Origin of the sequence: Bradyrhizobium sp., assembly GCF_035652035.1 — a bacterium.
In the GTDB taxonomy this organism is placed as follows: domain Bacteria; phylum Pseudomonadota; class Alphaproteobacteria; order Rhizobiales; family Xanthobacteraceae; genus Bradyrhizobium.
Genome location: NZ_DASREO010000005.1, coordinates 66689 through 79901, shown reverse-complemented (window position 1 = coordinate 79901; position 13213 = coordinate 66689). Strand labels below are relative to the sequence as shown.

10 protein-coding genes and 1 pseudogene are annotated in these 13213 nt (G+C 62.9%); 6 read left to right on the top strand and 5 right to left on the bottom strand.

Annotated features, from left to right (window positions below; all coding sequences use genetic code 11):
* Positions 1-174: 174 nt before the first annotated feature.
* Positions 175-1368 (top strand): ABC transporter substrate-binding protein, encoded by a 1194-nt coding sequence (locus VFB05_RS01885; RefSeq protein ID WP_325008169.1) that lies wholly within the window; start codon positions 175-177, stop codon positions 1366-1368.
* Between the two features lie 147 nt (positions 1369-1515).
* On the opposite strand, the gene VFB05_RS01880 is transcribed toward VFB05_RS01885, so the two are convergent.
* Together VFB05_RS01880 and VFB05_RS01875 are read right to left on the bottom strand one after the other, a co-directional pair.
* Positions 1516-1788 carry a hypothetical protein gene (locus VFB05_RS01880; RefSeq protein ID WP_325008167.1) on the bottom strand — a complete coding sequence of 91 codons (273 nt, stop codon included), beginning with the start codon at positions 1786-1788 and terminating at the stop codon, positions 1516-1518.
* Positions 1789-1803: 15 nt separating this feature from the next.
* Positions 1804-2946, bottom strand: coding sequence for a DUF2336 domain-containing protein (locus tag VFB05_RS01875; protein ID WP_325008165.1), 1143 nt, complete (start codon positions 2944-2946; stop codon positions 1804-1806).
* A 312-nt stretch (positions 2947-3258) separates the two neighbouring features.
* On the opposite strand from VFB05_RS01875, the gene VFB05_RS01870 reads away from it, so the two are divergent.
* Positions 3259-4980, top strand: coding sequence for a carbamoyltransferase family protein (locus tag VFB05_RS01870; RefSeq protein WP_325008163.1), 1722 nt, complete (start codon positions 3259-3261; stop codon positions 4978-4980).
* Between the two features lie 33 nt (positions 4981-5013).
* Here the strand turns inward: VFB05_RS01870 and VFB05_RS01865 are convergent, their stop codons facing one another.
* Positions 5014-5877 (bottom strand): aldose 1-epimerase family protein, encoded by an 864-nt coding sequence (locus VFB05_RS01865; protein WP_325008161.1) that lies wholly within the window; start codon positions 5875-5877, stop codon positions 5014-5016.
* 32 nt (positions 5878-5909) lie between these two features.
* Entirely contained in the window at positions 5910-8462 is a 2553-nt protein-coding gene (locus VFB05_RS01860) for an ATP-dependent helicase (protein WP_325008159.1), read from the bottom strand.
* Positions 8463-8745: 283 nt separating this feature from the next.
* On the opposite strand from VFB05_RS01860, the gene VFB05_RS01855 reads away from it, so the two are divergent.
* Positions 8746-8919 (top strand): DUF1328 domain-containing protein, encoded by a 174-nt coding sequence (locus VFB05_RS01855; protein WP_325008157.1) that lies wholly within the window; start codon positions 8746-8748, stop codon positions 8917-8919.
* A 125-nt stretch (positions 8920-9044) separates the two neighbouring features.
* Positions 9045-10524: pseudogene (locus VFB05_RS32090) on the top strand (amidase).
* Here VFB05_RS32090 and VFB05_RS01845 read toward each other — a convergent pair.
* Entirely contained in the window at positions 10521-11021 is a 501-nt protein-coding gene (locus VFB05_RS01845) for a thioesterase family protein (protein WP_325008153.1), read from the bottom strand. The pseudogene VFB05_RS32090 and the gene VFB05_RS01845 sit on opposite strands and share 4 nt — an antisense overlap.
* A 71-nt stretch (positions 11022-11092) precedes the next feature.
* On the opposite strand from VFB05_RS01845, the gene VFB05_RS01840 reads away from it, so the two are divergent.
* Together VFB05_RS01840 and VFB05_RS01835 are read left to right on the top strand one after the other, a co-directional pair.
* Positions 11093-12517 carry an FAD-binding oxidoreductase gene (locus tag VFB05_RS01840; RefSeq protein ID WP_325008151.1) on the top strand — a complete coding sequence of 475 codons (1425 nt, stop codon included), beginning with the start codon at positions 11093-11095 and terminating at the stop codon, positions 12515-12517.
* A gap of 20 nt (positions 12518-12537) precedes the next feature.
* The gene (locus VFB05_RS01835) at positions 12538-13173 is read left to right on the top strand and encodes a hypothetical protein (RefSeq protein WP_414643132.1); all 636 of its coding nucleotides are present in this window, start codon (positions 12538-12540) and stop codon (positions 13171-13173) included.
* Positions 13174-13213 lie beyond the last annotated feature (40 nt).

Below are 13213 nucleotides of genomic sequence, written 5' to 3'. Positions count from 1 at the left end.
GCGCGAAAAGCGAGGCGGGACGTACACCGGACCTCAGATAAGTGGAAGGAATTTTTGTGCAATCCCGTGAGGCGCTTTTGGCGGTTGTCCGGGAGCGACCAACACCTATCTTCAAGGCAAGCAACAAATCAAAAACAGCCGGCCAGATAACCGGTGGCGGGGGGCTTTGTCAGCATGATGTCATTATCCAGGAATCTATGCGCGGCCTTGCTGTTTGCAACGGCGATTGTGGCGTCGCCGCTGGCGGCTGACGCTGCGGATGCCACCATCAAGCTCGGCAACACTGCGCCCTATAGCGGCCCCGCTTCCGCCTACGGCACCATCGCCCGCGCCGAGGCCGCCTATTTCCAGATGCTCAACGATCAGGGTGGCATCAACGGCCGCAGAATCGAATTTCTGACGCTGGACGACGCCTATTCGCCGGCGAAGACCGTCGAGCAGACCCGCAAGCTGGTCGAGCAGGACGAGGTGCTGGCGATGTTCTCTTCGGTCGGCACTGCGCCAAACATCTCGGTGCAGAAATATCTCAACGCCAAACACGTGCCGCAGATCTTCGTCTCGTCAGGCGCGACGCGCTGGAACGACCCTTCGCATTTTCCGTGGACGGTCGGCTTCAACCCGACCTATGAACTCGAGGGCAGGCTTTACGCCGAATATATCCTGAAGACCAAGCCCGACGCGAAGATCGCGGTGATCGCGCCCAATGAGGACGCCGGCAAGGACTATGTGCGCGGCTTCAAGGAAGGTCTCGGCGAACATATCAACCAACTGGTCTCCGAGACGACGTACCTCACCGCCGATCCTACCATCGACTCGCAGATGGTGACGATGCGCGAATCCGGCGCGGATGTTTTCTTTGCCGAAGCGACGCCGAAATTTGCCGCGCAAGCGATCAAGAAAGCCGCGAGCATGGGCTGGAAGCCGCTGATCATCCTGCCGTCGGTGTCGAACTCGTTCTCGGCGGTGCTGGAGCCGGCGGGTCTGGAGAATTCGATCGGCGTGGTGACAGGGCTTTACCTGAAGGATCCGAACGATGCGCGCTGGGCGAGCGATCCCGCGCTGAAGGACTGGTTCGCCTGGATGAAGAAGTATCAGCCGAACGCGTCGACCGGCGATCTCTACAACGTGCAGGGCTACACGGTGGCGCAGATCATGGCGCTGGTCTTGAAGAATTGCGGCGACGATCTCTCGCGCGACAACATCCTCAAGCAGACCAAGTCGCTGAACGGGATCGAGATGCCGCTGCTGCTGCCCGGTATCAAGGTCCATACCGATCCGAACAACGTCACGCCCATTCGCCAGATCCAGATGGCGCGCTTTGACGGCAAGTCCTGGGTGCTGTTCGGGGACGTGCTCGGGGAGAAGTGACTTCTTTATCCCTCCCCCTTGCGGGGAGGGTCGGCGAGTGCAACGAGCCGGGGTGGGGGTTTTAAAAAAGCCCACCCGCGATGCACCCCCACCCGACCGTCGCTTCGCGACGGCCACCCTCCCCGCAAGGGGGAGGGATAAGAGAGCCTACTGAAAATAATTATTGATGACGCGCATGTCGGAGAGCGACGGCTGCTGGCCGTTCATGCTCTGCTCGATCACGCGGCGGCAGACCGCGGCGGTCGCCTCGTCCCTGAAGTCGTTGGCTGCTTCCAGCACCGTGCGTGCGGTGTCGAGCGCGCCGCCGTCCTGCTTCGCCGCCTCGGGCTGCTCCGACATCGCGCCGCCCTTGCGACCAAAACCCTGTCCGGGCGCCTTGCCGAAAGCAGGCACGCCCTTGCCAAACGGAATCCCGCTCATGCTAGCTCCCCCTCGTCACGCATATAGCGCGGCCTTCAGGCCGGCATCGACCGGTGTGCCGCCCTTGCGCGACTGGCAGAACGACAGAACGCTGCGCGACGTCTCGGTATTGAGCCGGTCGTAATCGCTTTCGAGCGTTCGCAGGTCGCTGGCGGTGATGCGGTGATCCTTGGCGCCGAGGAACAGCAGCGCCATCGTGGTGTCCCAGGAGAAACCCAGCGCCTTGCACAGAATCAGGAGCATCTCGCGATTCTTGTCGTGCATCGTGCGCTCGATCATGTCGCTGGGCAGCGAGCAAAGCAGCGCCATGCCGATCGTGACTTCTTCGAGCCGGTGCGAGCGCGCGTAGCTCGAGATCGAGGCTTCGTTCAGATTGCCGAGGCGGTGCTGCGTCGTTACGACGCGCTTGGCGACGAAGTGGCCGCGCGAGGCGGGACCGAATTTCGACTGCAACTCGCCGGCAAGGTCGGTCACCGAGGACTGGATCTGCCGCGCCATGTCCGGACGCTCGCGCTCGAGCCGCTTCCTGACGTCGTCGGTCGCCTTGGCGATCAGCTGCTGGAAGACATGCCGCGGGATGTCCTTGCGCAGGCCAAGCTGCTCGGCGAGGATGGAATCGCCTTCCGCGCGCTGGACCATGTTCAGGAAACCGAAGTCGGAGAATTTGGCGCCGTTGTTGCTGGCTACGGACTTCACGACCTCCTGGTCGCCGCGCTTGACGAGTTCGTCGGTGACGCGCTCCTCGAGCGTTTCGCGTTGCGAAATCGACAGCATGTGCGCCTGGCTCTTGGTGCAGGCATTGGCGACCAACGCATAGGTTTCGAGCTGCTTGGATTCCCGCAAGACGGGACCTGCGACCTCGATCGCGTCGTCGAAGGCGAGCTTGTGAATGATGTTGACCGGGGCCTGGTCGAAGTGGGCCAGCCGTTCGGACAGCTGCGCCCGGGCCGCGACCTCGATCTCGTCGGCGAGCCGCGTGACCACCTCGCCGAACGTCCAGATTTCGTCGTCAGAGAAGCTGCCCGCGATCATCAGGTCCGTGGTATGCCACAGTGCCCGCGCCCGGCTCGCGGGCGTCCCGCGTGCGACCGCTTCCTCGAGATCGTCGATGAACGACGTCTGTTCGGCCTTCTTGGCCGTTTTAAATTCTAAGCTCATTTGGGCAGCCAAATCCTTCGGCGAAACCTCTTTCGGTGATGCACAATACAGGGGACGCGCAAGTTTTCCGTAAAAATGGCCGCGAAGTATTGTCGATCAAAATTCGTTAAAATGCGTTCAATTTCGTTAAAGTCATGAACCGTTCAGCCAGGGTGGCGGTTCATAAGTCCGCATCACATGTTGCCGCGGGTTCGTCATGCGGACTTCTGAACCAAAGCCACACTGGATCAATAGGTTTTGCTAGTGTCCTTTCGATTCCGAAGTTCGAAAAGTGGCTCCGAAAAATGTTGCGAACTTCGGAATCGGCCGCCAGTGACTGTTGAGCGGTGGAACAGCGACAGGGAGAAAAGCAGAGTGGTCAACGTCCTTGGAATCAACTCCGTGTACCACGAGTCTGCCGCGGCCTTGCTGGTCGACGGGGAGCTCGTCGCCGCCGTCGAGGAGGAGCGGTTCAACCGCATCAAGCACGGCAAGGAAGCGGACTTCGATAACCCGCATCAGCTCCCGGAACGCGCGATCCGGTATTGCCTGAAGCATGCCGGGCTTGACGCTCGCGATATCCATCACGTCGCCTACTCGTTTGCTCCGAAGCTGCGGGCGAAGCAGTACCGCTCTGAATGGTGGGATTGGCGGTTTGAGGAAACCTTTCGCTTGAGGATCGGTCAGGTGCAGGCCGCGGCCGAAGAGCTTCTCGGGCGCTCGCTGAAGGAGCGATTTCATTTCGTGCCGCATCACCTGGCGCATGCCGCGTCGGCCTATTTCCCTTCCACCTTCGATCGCGCGGCGATCCTCTCGGTCGACGGTATCGGCGAAACCGCCGGCACCACGCTCGCCAAGGCCGAAGGAGCGCGTATCAAGGTCATCGAAACCTTCGAATATCCGCATTCGATCGGTTTCCTCTGGGAAGTGTTCAGCGAATTTCTCGGCTTCTCGCACTACGATGCGTCGAAAGCCATGGGGCTCGCTGCCTATGGCAATCCCGAGGTCTATCGTCAGCAATTTCACTCGATCCTGCGCGCCGAACAGGAGAATTATGGCGTCGCCCAGGACGTGCTCGGCCTTCAGCCCAAGCAGCTTGCCGCGATGGAGAAGATGTTCGGTCCGCGTCACGAGGCGGAAACCGAATTTCTGCCGCGTCATGCCGATATCGCAGCTGCGCTGCAGGAAGCGACGGATGCCGCGGTCATGGCGCTGGTCCGGCGTGTCAAGCGCCTGGTGCCATCGGACAATCTCTGCATGGCCGGCGGCGTCGCGCTCAATTGCGTGACCAATGAAGTGGTGAGGCGCTCCGGCGAATTCGCAAATATCTTCATTCCGTCCGCGCCGCACGACGCCGGCACTGCGATTGGCGCTGCGCAGTTCGTGCATGCCGCAACGCAGAAGAAGCCGCCGCAGCGTGGCTATTCCACGCCATATCTCGGGCCGTCGTTCAAGCGGCGTGACATTCTGCAGGCGGTCAAGGCGTCCGGTCTGAAGGCGCGGCAAAGCAAGTCGCCGGCGCGCGACGCCGCAAAGATGATCGCCGAGGGCAAGATCGTCGCCTGGTTTCAGGGCCGCATGGAATTCGGCCCGCGTGCGCTGGGCAACCGCTCGCTGCTCGCCGATCCGCGCCGGTCGGAGATGCGCGAGATCCTCAATCAGAAGGTCAAGCACCGCGAGGATTTTCGTCCCTTCGCGCCGAGCGTGCTCGCCGAGCACGCCAACGACTGGTTCGAAGTGGGCAGCCACCAGACCTGTCACGAGTTCATGCTGTTTGCGCCAAGGGTCAGGCCCGAGCAGCTCGACCGCATTCCCGCCGTCGTGCACAAGGACGGCACCGCCCGCGTGCAGCTCGTCAACCGCAAATCAAATCCGCGCTTTCACGAGCTGATATCCTGCTTTCATGCCGAGACCGGCGTGCCGCTTGTCGTCAATACGTCCTTCAACGACAGCGAGCCGATCGTCTGCACGCCGACCGATGCGATCGTGACCTTTCGCAAGTCCGGCATCGATGCGCTTGTCATGGATGACGTGGTTCTGACGATGCAGGCCTGATGAGGCAGGCCTGAGGGGGGGGGCAAGCCCGGCTCAACCCACTGATATGCGATAAGAGAGCATCTCGCTCTTGCCGGGCGCGATTTTCATGATGCCCGGCTTGTCGAGAAACTCGCCGTCGAAATCGAGCGGGGAGGCGGTGCCGCGCCACGGTTCTAGACAGAGAAACGGCGCGCCGTCCGGCTTGGACCAGATGCCGAGCTCGCGAAAGCCCTGCCATTGCAGGGTGATCGCCGGGCCGCGATCGGCGGCGTAGCGGATGCTCCTGCTGGCCGGGCGATCCAGGATGACGGCGTCATCGGTGAAAAGCTGTTCCGAAAGGGCGAGCGTGTTGCCCTTGATCGGGGTCGGCTCGCTCTTTGCGCGCAGCAATCCGCCTTTGAGGCGGCGAATGGGCGCGGGCTCCTCGTTCGAAAACTGGATTCCGTAAGCTTCTTTTGGCAATCCCGGTGCGAGCGGCCAGTTGAACGCGGGATGACCGCCAAGCGACGCGGGCAAGGTTTCATCGCCGGTGTTGGTAATCTCGAAGCGCACGTCGAGATGGACGTCGTCCACCGCGTAGGTCACGGCGAGCCGAAACGCGAACGGAAAATGCGCCCGGCTTGCCACGTTGTCGGTGAGGTCAAGCGTGCAGGACGTTTTCCTGCGCTCGCGCCAGTCGAACGTCTGGTCGCGGGCAAATCCGTGCTGCGTCATGGAGAAGGTCTTTCCCCGGTGGCGCAACTCGTCGTTCTTGAGCCGGCCGACGATGGGAAACAGGATCGGGGAATGGCGCGGCCAGGCCGGTCCCGCCTGCCACAACAGCTCGAGTCCTTCGGCGTTTTTCACGGAACACAGTTCGGCGCCGGCGGCCTTGATGGTCGCCGAAATGCTGCCGCTGTCGAGCGTGTGGGTCATGTTTTTGTCCGCAGCAAGTTAATCGCGCGGACTCACGCCCGTTCCACAAAACTGTCGACGACTTTCTTCTCGCCGGCTTTTTCGAAGGCAATCGTGAGCTTGTTGCCGTCGATCTTCACCACATGGCCGTAGCCGAACTTCTGGTGAAACACGCGGTCGTCAAGATTGAAGTCCGAGGTCGTGCCGGTCGACTTCGCGATCAACTCGCCTTCGATCACGAGCGGCGCGCGCTTTGGTTTTGCGAAGCCACCTTGCTCGCGCGAACCATACGACGATTGACCTTCCTCGAAGCCGTAATTCTGACGCCCGCTGCCGCGCGCGCGGTTGGCCTGGGCGCGCTGCCAGCCCGGCGTTGCGTAGCTCGAGCCGAAGGACTCCAGATTGTCGAAGCGCGAGGCGCCATAGCCGCCGGCGCCGCCCCAGCCCGAGCCCCCCTTTGACTCCGTGATCTCGACATTATGCGCCGGCAGCTCGTCGAGGAAGCGCGAGGGGATGGTGGTCGACCAGGTGCCGTGAATGCGGCGGTTGGTGGCGAAATAGAGTTTGGCGCGGCGGCGCGCGCGGGTTAAGCCCACATGGGCCAAACGGCGTTCTTCTTCCAGTCCCGCGCGGCCCTGTTCGTCGAGCGTGCGCTGGCTCGGAAACAGGCCTTCTTCCCAGCCGGGCAGGAAGACGTTGTCGAATTCGAGCCCCTTGGCCGAATGCAGCGTCATCAGCGACACGGCTTCTTCTTCCGCGCCGCCGTCGCGGTCCATCACCAGCGAGATGTGTTCGAGGAAACCCTGCAGGTTCTCGAACTCTTCCATCGAGCGCACCAGTTCCTTCAAATTGTCCAGCCGGCCCGCGGCGTCCGCCGAGCGATCCTTCTGCCACATATCGGTGTAGCCGCTCTCGTCGAGCACGGCTTCGGCCAATTCCGTATGCGACGCCACTTCGGCCTGCGCACGCCAGCGATCGAAGCTCGCGAGCAGATCGCGCAAGCTCGAGCGCGCTTTCGGCTTCAATTCGTCGGTCTCGACCACCGCGCGCGCCGCTTCATAGAGCGGGATGCGACGTTTGCGCGCGTGGTCGTGCAACATCTGCACGGTGGCATCGCCCAGACCTCGCTTGGGCACATTGACGATGCGCTCGAAGGCGAGGTCGTCGGCCGGCGAATTGACGACGCGCAAATACGCCAGCGCATCGCGGATTTCGGCCCGCTCATAAAATCTCGGACCGCCGATCACGCGATAGGGCAGGCCGAGGGTGACGAAACGGTCTTCGAACTCGCGCATCTGGAACGAGGCGCGCACAAGAATGGCGATCTCGTTGAGATTTTCTTTTCGACGTTGAAGCTCCTCGATCTCCTCGCCGATGGCGCGCGCTTCCTCTTCGGAATCCCATGCGCCGGTGACGGTGACCTTTTCGCCGTCGATATCCTCGGTGCGCAGGGTCTTGCCGAGCCGGCCTTCGTTGTGCGCGATCAGATGCGAAGCGGCGGCGAGGATGTGGCCGGTCGAGCGGTAGTTGCGCTCGAGGCGAATGACCTTCGCGCCGGGGAAGTCGTGCTCGAAGCGCAGGATGTTGTCGACCTCGGCGCCGCGCCAGCCATAGATCGACTGGTCGTCGTCGCCGACGCAGCAGATGTTGCGGGGGGCAGATTGCATCGTCATTCCGGGATGCGCTGAAAGCACAGACCCGGAATCTCGAGCTGAGTCCTCCCGTCCTCCAGATTCCGGGTTCTGACCTTCGGTCAGCCCCGGAATGACGGGAGAGGGAGCCGCTTTCGACGAAGGCGCCTGCGCGAGCAGCCGCAGCCAGAGATATTGCGCGACGTTGGTGTCTTGGTACTCGTCGACCAGGATGAACTTGAAGCGGTGCTGATATTGCCGCAGCACATCCGGGTGTTCGCGGAACAGGCGGATGTTTTCCAAAAGGAGATCGCCGAAATCGGCGGCGTTGAGAATCTTCAGCCGTTCCTGATAGCTCGCATAGAGCTTGCCGCCCTTGCCGTTGGCGAACATCGCGGCTTCACCCGAGGGCACCTGCGAGGGCCCAAGGCCGCGGTTCTTCCAGCCGTCGATCTGCCCGGCCAGCATCCGCGCCGGCCAGCGCTTGTCGTCAATGCCTTCGGCTTGCAAGAGCTGCTTGAGCAGACGCACCTGGTCGTCGGTATCGAGCACGGTGAAATTGGATTTGAGCTGCACCATCTCGGCGTGGATGCGCAGGATGCGTCCGCCGATCGAATGGAAGGTGCCAAGCCACGGCATGCCTTCGACCGCCTGGCCGAGCATCTCGCCGAGACGGTGCTTCATCTCTCGCGCGGCCTTGTTGGTGAAGGTGACCGAAAGGATCTCCCCTGGCCGCGCCCGGCCCTGGCTGAGGATATGGGCGATGCGGCAGGTCAGAACGCGGGTCTTGCCGGTGCCGGCGCCCGCCAGCACCAGGACAGGGCCGTCGAGCGTTTCCACCGCCTCGCGCTGCTCGGGATTGAGGCGGGTCAGGTAGGCAGGTACGGCCGTCGCGCGCGCCCGCGCGGCGATCCCGCCAGCCAAAGGCTGGTGCTCGGGAACGTCGTGACGGGGCAGGTGGCTCGGCTCGGTCATGTCTTGATTCGGTTTTAACCCACGATGGCATGTTCGGTGCAACTTGGGCACCGAAGGGGAGCCTTCATAGCAGGAATGGCAAATATATGGGGCTTAAGGACTGGTTTTGACAGGAGTTATCCCGCCTTCAAACATCAGCCGTTTGCGCCCTTTCGGCCACGATTTTTCGCCCGCGATCACAGCTTTGAGCGGCGCGGAACCTTTGTTCCCCGGGCCGATTATTTCCAGACGCGTCAGCGTCCGTGGCGCCGGCGCCGCAGTCGAGAATCGAGCGGAGAGTGTCATGTTGGGCTGGGTCATCACCTTCCTCATCATCGCGCTGATCGCGGGCGTCCTGGGTTTTGGCGGCGTCGCGGGCGCCTCCATCGAAATCGCCAAGACGATCTTCTTCATAGCGGTGGTGCTGTTCATCGTTTCCGCCGTGATCGGGGTGGCGCGCGGAAGAAATCGCGTCTGACTTGGCATCTGGCGCCGGCTGACGATGTTGGCGACATTGATGGCTGACGTGGCCGCAGGAACTGGCGCGGCCCGCTATAGCGGATAGGATGGCCCCTCGCGCCGAAAGCGCGGCAGAGGGGCGCCATGAATTTCTCAGATTATGTGAAGCATGATGCGGTGGCGCTTGCCGAGTGCGTCGCGCGCCGCGAGGTCACGGCCGACGAGCTGCTGGCGCTTGCGCTGCAACAGAACGAGCGCGCGCAGCCCAAGACCAACGCGATCTGCCGGCTGATGGACAGCGAGGCGCGCGCGCAGACGAAGCAGCCGCTCAGCGGTCCGTTGGCCGGCGTTCCCTTCCTGATCAAGGATTGTACGCAGGACTATGCGGGCCTGCCGACGAGCTTTGGCAGCCGCTCAATGGCAAATGCGGTCGCACCCCGCCATGCCCATGTGGTGCGGCGTTATCTCGAGGCGGGTCTTGTGATTTTCGGCAAAACGAATTTGCCGGAATTTGCGCTGAAGGGCGTCACCGATTCGAAACTGTTCGGCCGTGCGCAAAACCCCTGGGATTTCTCGCGCACACCCGGCGGCTCCAGCGGCGGATCGGCGGCCGCAGTTGCCTCAGGCGTCGTGCCGATGGCGGCCGGCAATGACGGCGGCGGCTCGATCCGGATTCCCGCCGCCTATTGCGGACTGTTCGGCTTGAAGCCCTCGCGTGGACGTGTCTCGCCAGGGCCGGCCGAGGGCGAAATCTGGTTCGGCGCGAGCTCTGAGGGCGTGTTGTCGCGCAGTGTGCGCGATACAGCGGCTGCGCTGGACGTCATTGTCGGCGCTGGCCGCGCGTCAGGACGAACCTTATACCGAGGCCATGCAGCGCGACTGCCCGCGTCTTCGGATCGGCTTCTCGTCGGTGTCGCCGATCGGGACCGACGTTCATCCCGAGGCGGTCAGTGCGGTGAAGGGAGCGGCGAAACTGCTCGCTGGTCTTGGCCACGACGTCGAGGAGGCCACGCCCGAGATCGACGGCGCCGCGCTCGCAAAGGCGTTCCTGCACATTTACTTCGGGCAGGTCGCATCCTTTGTGGCGGACGCACGCGCCAGAGGCGCTTCCAGGACCGACTTCGAGCTGCTGACGCGCCTGACGGCCACGCTCGGAGGCGCGACCTCGGCCGGCGTCATGACGCTGCAGCTTCGCAAATGGAACGAGTTCGCCCGAGCGCTCGCGCGTTTTCACGCGCGCTATGACCTGTTGCTGACGCCGGCCGTGGCGTTTCCCGCTATCCAGCACGGCCAGGGCGATCCCTCTCCGACTGAGGAGATGGTGCTGAATCTGCTCGACCGCAGCGGCTTATTGGGCTTGCTCGCGCGCACGGGCCTGCTCGCGGGTGTCGTCGACAAGATTGCACACGACAATCTGCAGTTCGTGCCGTTCACGCAACTTGCCAATCTGACGGGCACGCCCGCGATGAGCGTGCCGCTGCATTGGACTGCGGACGGCCTGCCGCTCGGCGTGCAGTTTGTCGCAAAGATGGGCGATGAGGCGCGGCTGTTGCAACTGGCGCGGCAGTTGGAAGTCGCGCAGCCCTGGTTCGACCGCTTGCCGGCGTGGGTGACGCAAAACTAGCGCTTCGCCGGCATCGCGATCGCGCGGCCGACGCCTTCCGGGCGAGGAACCAGTGCGTGAGCTTTCGCCACCGCATCGATGGTGACGCGGACGTCGGGCGGGAAGGGCGCAGTCTTGCGCTGACCCATGTCGATGTGCAGCGTCATGGTTTCCGAGGTCGCCGACAGCCAGCCTTCAGTGGCGTGGCGCAGCTCCTCGAACAGATGCAGGCGCTTGTCGTCGGCGGCGAGCAGGGTGATTGCAACCTGCACGGGGTCACCGAGATGAATTTCGCGCAAATACCGCACATGGCATTCGGCGGTGAAGGTCGAGTTCCCGCGTGAGCTTTTGTAATCCGGGCCGATGCCGAGCAGGAGCCACAGCTCGTCGATCGCCCGGTCAAACATGACATTATAATAAGCCATATTGAGATGGCCGTTATAGTCGATCCATTGCGGTTCGATCTGCATCACCGAGGACAGGAAGGGCGTCGGGACGCCGTTTATTTGTGTCGTCATGGTGTCCATTCTGCTAGTCCCTTGACCCTCCATATATCCTTTGCCACGGTGACCCGTGGGAGGAAATTTTCTTGGCAATGACTATTACCAATAATCCGAAGCGTGCAGAGCCCAGGGCGGTTGCCGCCGTGGTCGAAAAGCTTGCCGCGCGGTTTGGCAATCGCCTCGTCACCTCCCAGGCCGTACGCGAGCAGCACGCCCATACCACGACCTGGCTGCCGACGCAGCCGCCGGACGCGGTGGTGTTCGCGCAGGAGGCCGCCGACGTACAGGACGTCGTGCGCGTCTGCGCCGCCCATGGCGTTCCCGTGATCGCTTTCGGCGCCGGCACGTCACTGGAGGGGCAGGTCAACGCGCCCGCCGGCGGGGTCTGCATCGATTTCCGCGACATGAACAAGGTGCTGGAAGTCCACCCTGAGGATCTCGACTGCGTGATCCAGCCGGGCGTCACCCGCAAGGCGCTGAACGAACATCTGCGCGATCAGGGTGTGTTCTTTCCGATCGATCCCGGCGCCGATGCCTCGCTCGGCGGCATGGCCTCGACGCGGGCGTCGGGCACCAATGCGGTCCGTTACGGCACCATGCGCGACAACGTGCTGGCGCTGAAAGTGGTGCGCGGCGACGGCGAGATCATCACGACCGGCACGCGGGCGAAGAAATCGAGCGCCGGTTACGACCTGACCCATCTCTTCGTCGGCGCCGAGGGCACGCTCGGCATCATCACCGAACTCACCATCCGTCTGCGCGGCATTCCGGAAACCATCGCGGCGGCGGCATGCTCGTTCGACAGCGTGCGCGGCGCGTGCCAGGCGACGATCATGGCGATCCAGACCGGCATTCCGGTCGCGCGCATCGAACTGCTGAATGCCGAGCAAGTCGTGGCCTGCAATTCCTACTCGAAGCTGACCTTGCCGGAGACGCCGCTGCTGCTGCTCGAATTCCATGGCAGCGAAGCCGATGTCGCCGAGCAGTCGAAGAATTTCGCCGAGATCGCCGCCGAATGCGGCGGACTCGGATTCACCTGGACCACGCGGCCCGAGGATCGCACGAAATTATGGCAGGCGCGGCATGACGCCTATTGGGCGGTGAAAGCGCTGCGTCCTGGCGCGGGCGTGGTCGCGACGGACGTATGCGTGCCGATCTCGCGGCTTGCCGATTGCGTCACCGAAACCGAGGACGACCTGAAGCGGCTGCGCCTGCAATCGCCGATCGTGGGTCACGTCGGCGACGGCAATTTTCATTGCTCGCTGCTTTGCGACGTCGACGACGCGGACGAGATGGCGCGCGGCGAGGAGTTCATGCATCGCCTGGTCGAGCGGGCGCTGTCGATGGACGGCACCTGCACCGGCGAGCACGGCATCGGTCAGGGCAAGCAGAAATATTTGAAAGGCGAACTCGGAGGCGAGGCGATCGACGCCATGCGTGCTATCAAGCAGGCGCTCGATCCGAAAGACATCTTCAACCCCGGAAAAATCATTCCGGCCCCCCTTGGATGACATCATTTGCGGTCATGACGATGCGTCTGTCCCGAAATATTTTCACAGCTCTCTTCCTTGCGCTCGCGCCCGCGATCCCGGCCGCTGCCGACGACAACTCGCCGGCGGGGCCGAATACGACTTCGGCGCAAAATCAAGTGGCCCCCGCGAACAGCATCGATGACACTGCGGATGAATTGAAACCGCAGGCGGCCGATACCGATTTGTTCGCGCTGATGTCCGGCAGATGCTCGACGCTCAAGGTTGCCGGGCACGATTTCCCCTGTCGCACGGTCGCCTATGCCCATAGCGTCGGTGGCCGCGCCTACTTCACCATCGCGCTCGACGACCCCGCCGACCCGAACCACATCATTTCGTTTTCCGGCGGCAACGGTCACCGGACCAACGAAAATTTATACGACCTGACCGTCGACCGGATGCTGCTCAACTCGAAAAGCCAGCCGAAGGCCGACGGCCTGCCGGTGCCGGCGGTGGTGAAGTCTGCGGGGCGGTGCGTGCAGCTTGGCAATTTCGCGGCCCTCCAGATCACCAGCGTCGTCTGCTCGGCGACCGACCGGAGCGGCAGGAAATACGACTTGCGCTTTGAATCCGACGGCTCGCCGATCACGGTGCGGCGCGTCAATCCGTCCGCGCCGACGATCCGCGGGCAGGGCTAGCGCCACTTTCGCCGCGAGTTCTTCGAAGGAATGTCAGAGT

Bases quoted from the DNA above. Each gene is read 5' to 3' on its own strand.
- VFB05_RS01860 (WP_325008159.1), bottom strand. From the start codon at position 8,462: ATGACCGAGCCGAGCCACCTGCCCCGTCACGACGTTCCCGAGCACCAG.
- VFB05_RS01845 (WP_325008153.1), bottom strand. From the start codon at position 11,021: ATGACGACACAAATAAACGGCGTCCCGACGCCCTTCCTGTCCTCGGTG.
- VFB05_RS01880 (WP_325008167.1), bottom strand. From the start codon at position 1,788: ATGAGCGGGATTCCGTTTGGCAAGGGCGTGCCTGCTTTCGGCAAGGCG.
- VFB05_RS01865 (WP_325008161.1), bottom strand. From the start codon at position 5,877: ATGACCCACACGCTCGACAGCGGCAGCATTTCGGCGACCATCAAGGCC.
- VFB05_RS01855 (WP_325008157.1), top strand. From the start codon at position 8,746: ATGTTGGGCTGGGTCATCACCTTCCTCATCATCGCGCTGATCGCGGGC.
- VFB05_RS01875 (WP_325008165.1), bottom strand. From the start codon at position 2,946: ATGAGCTTAGAATTTAAAACGGCCAAGAAGGCCGAACAGACGTCGTTC.
- VFB05_RS01885 (WP_325008169.1), top strand. From the start codon at position 175: ATGATGTCATTATCCAGGAATCTATGCGCGGCCTTGCTGTTTGCAACG.
- VFB05_RS01835 (WP_414643132.1), top strand. From the start codon at position 12,538: ATGCGTCTGTCCCGAAATATTTTCACAGCTCTCTTCCTTGCGCTCGCG.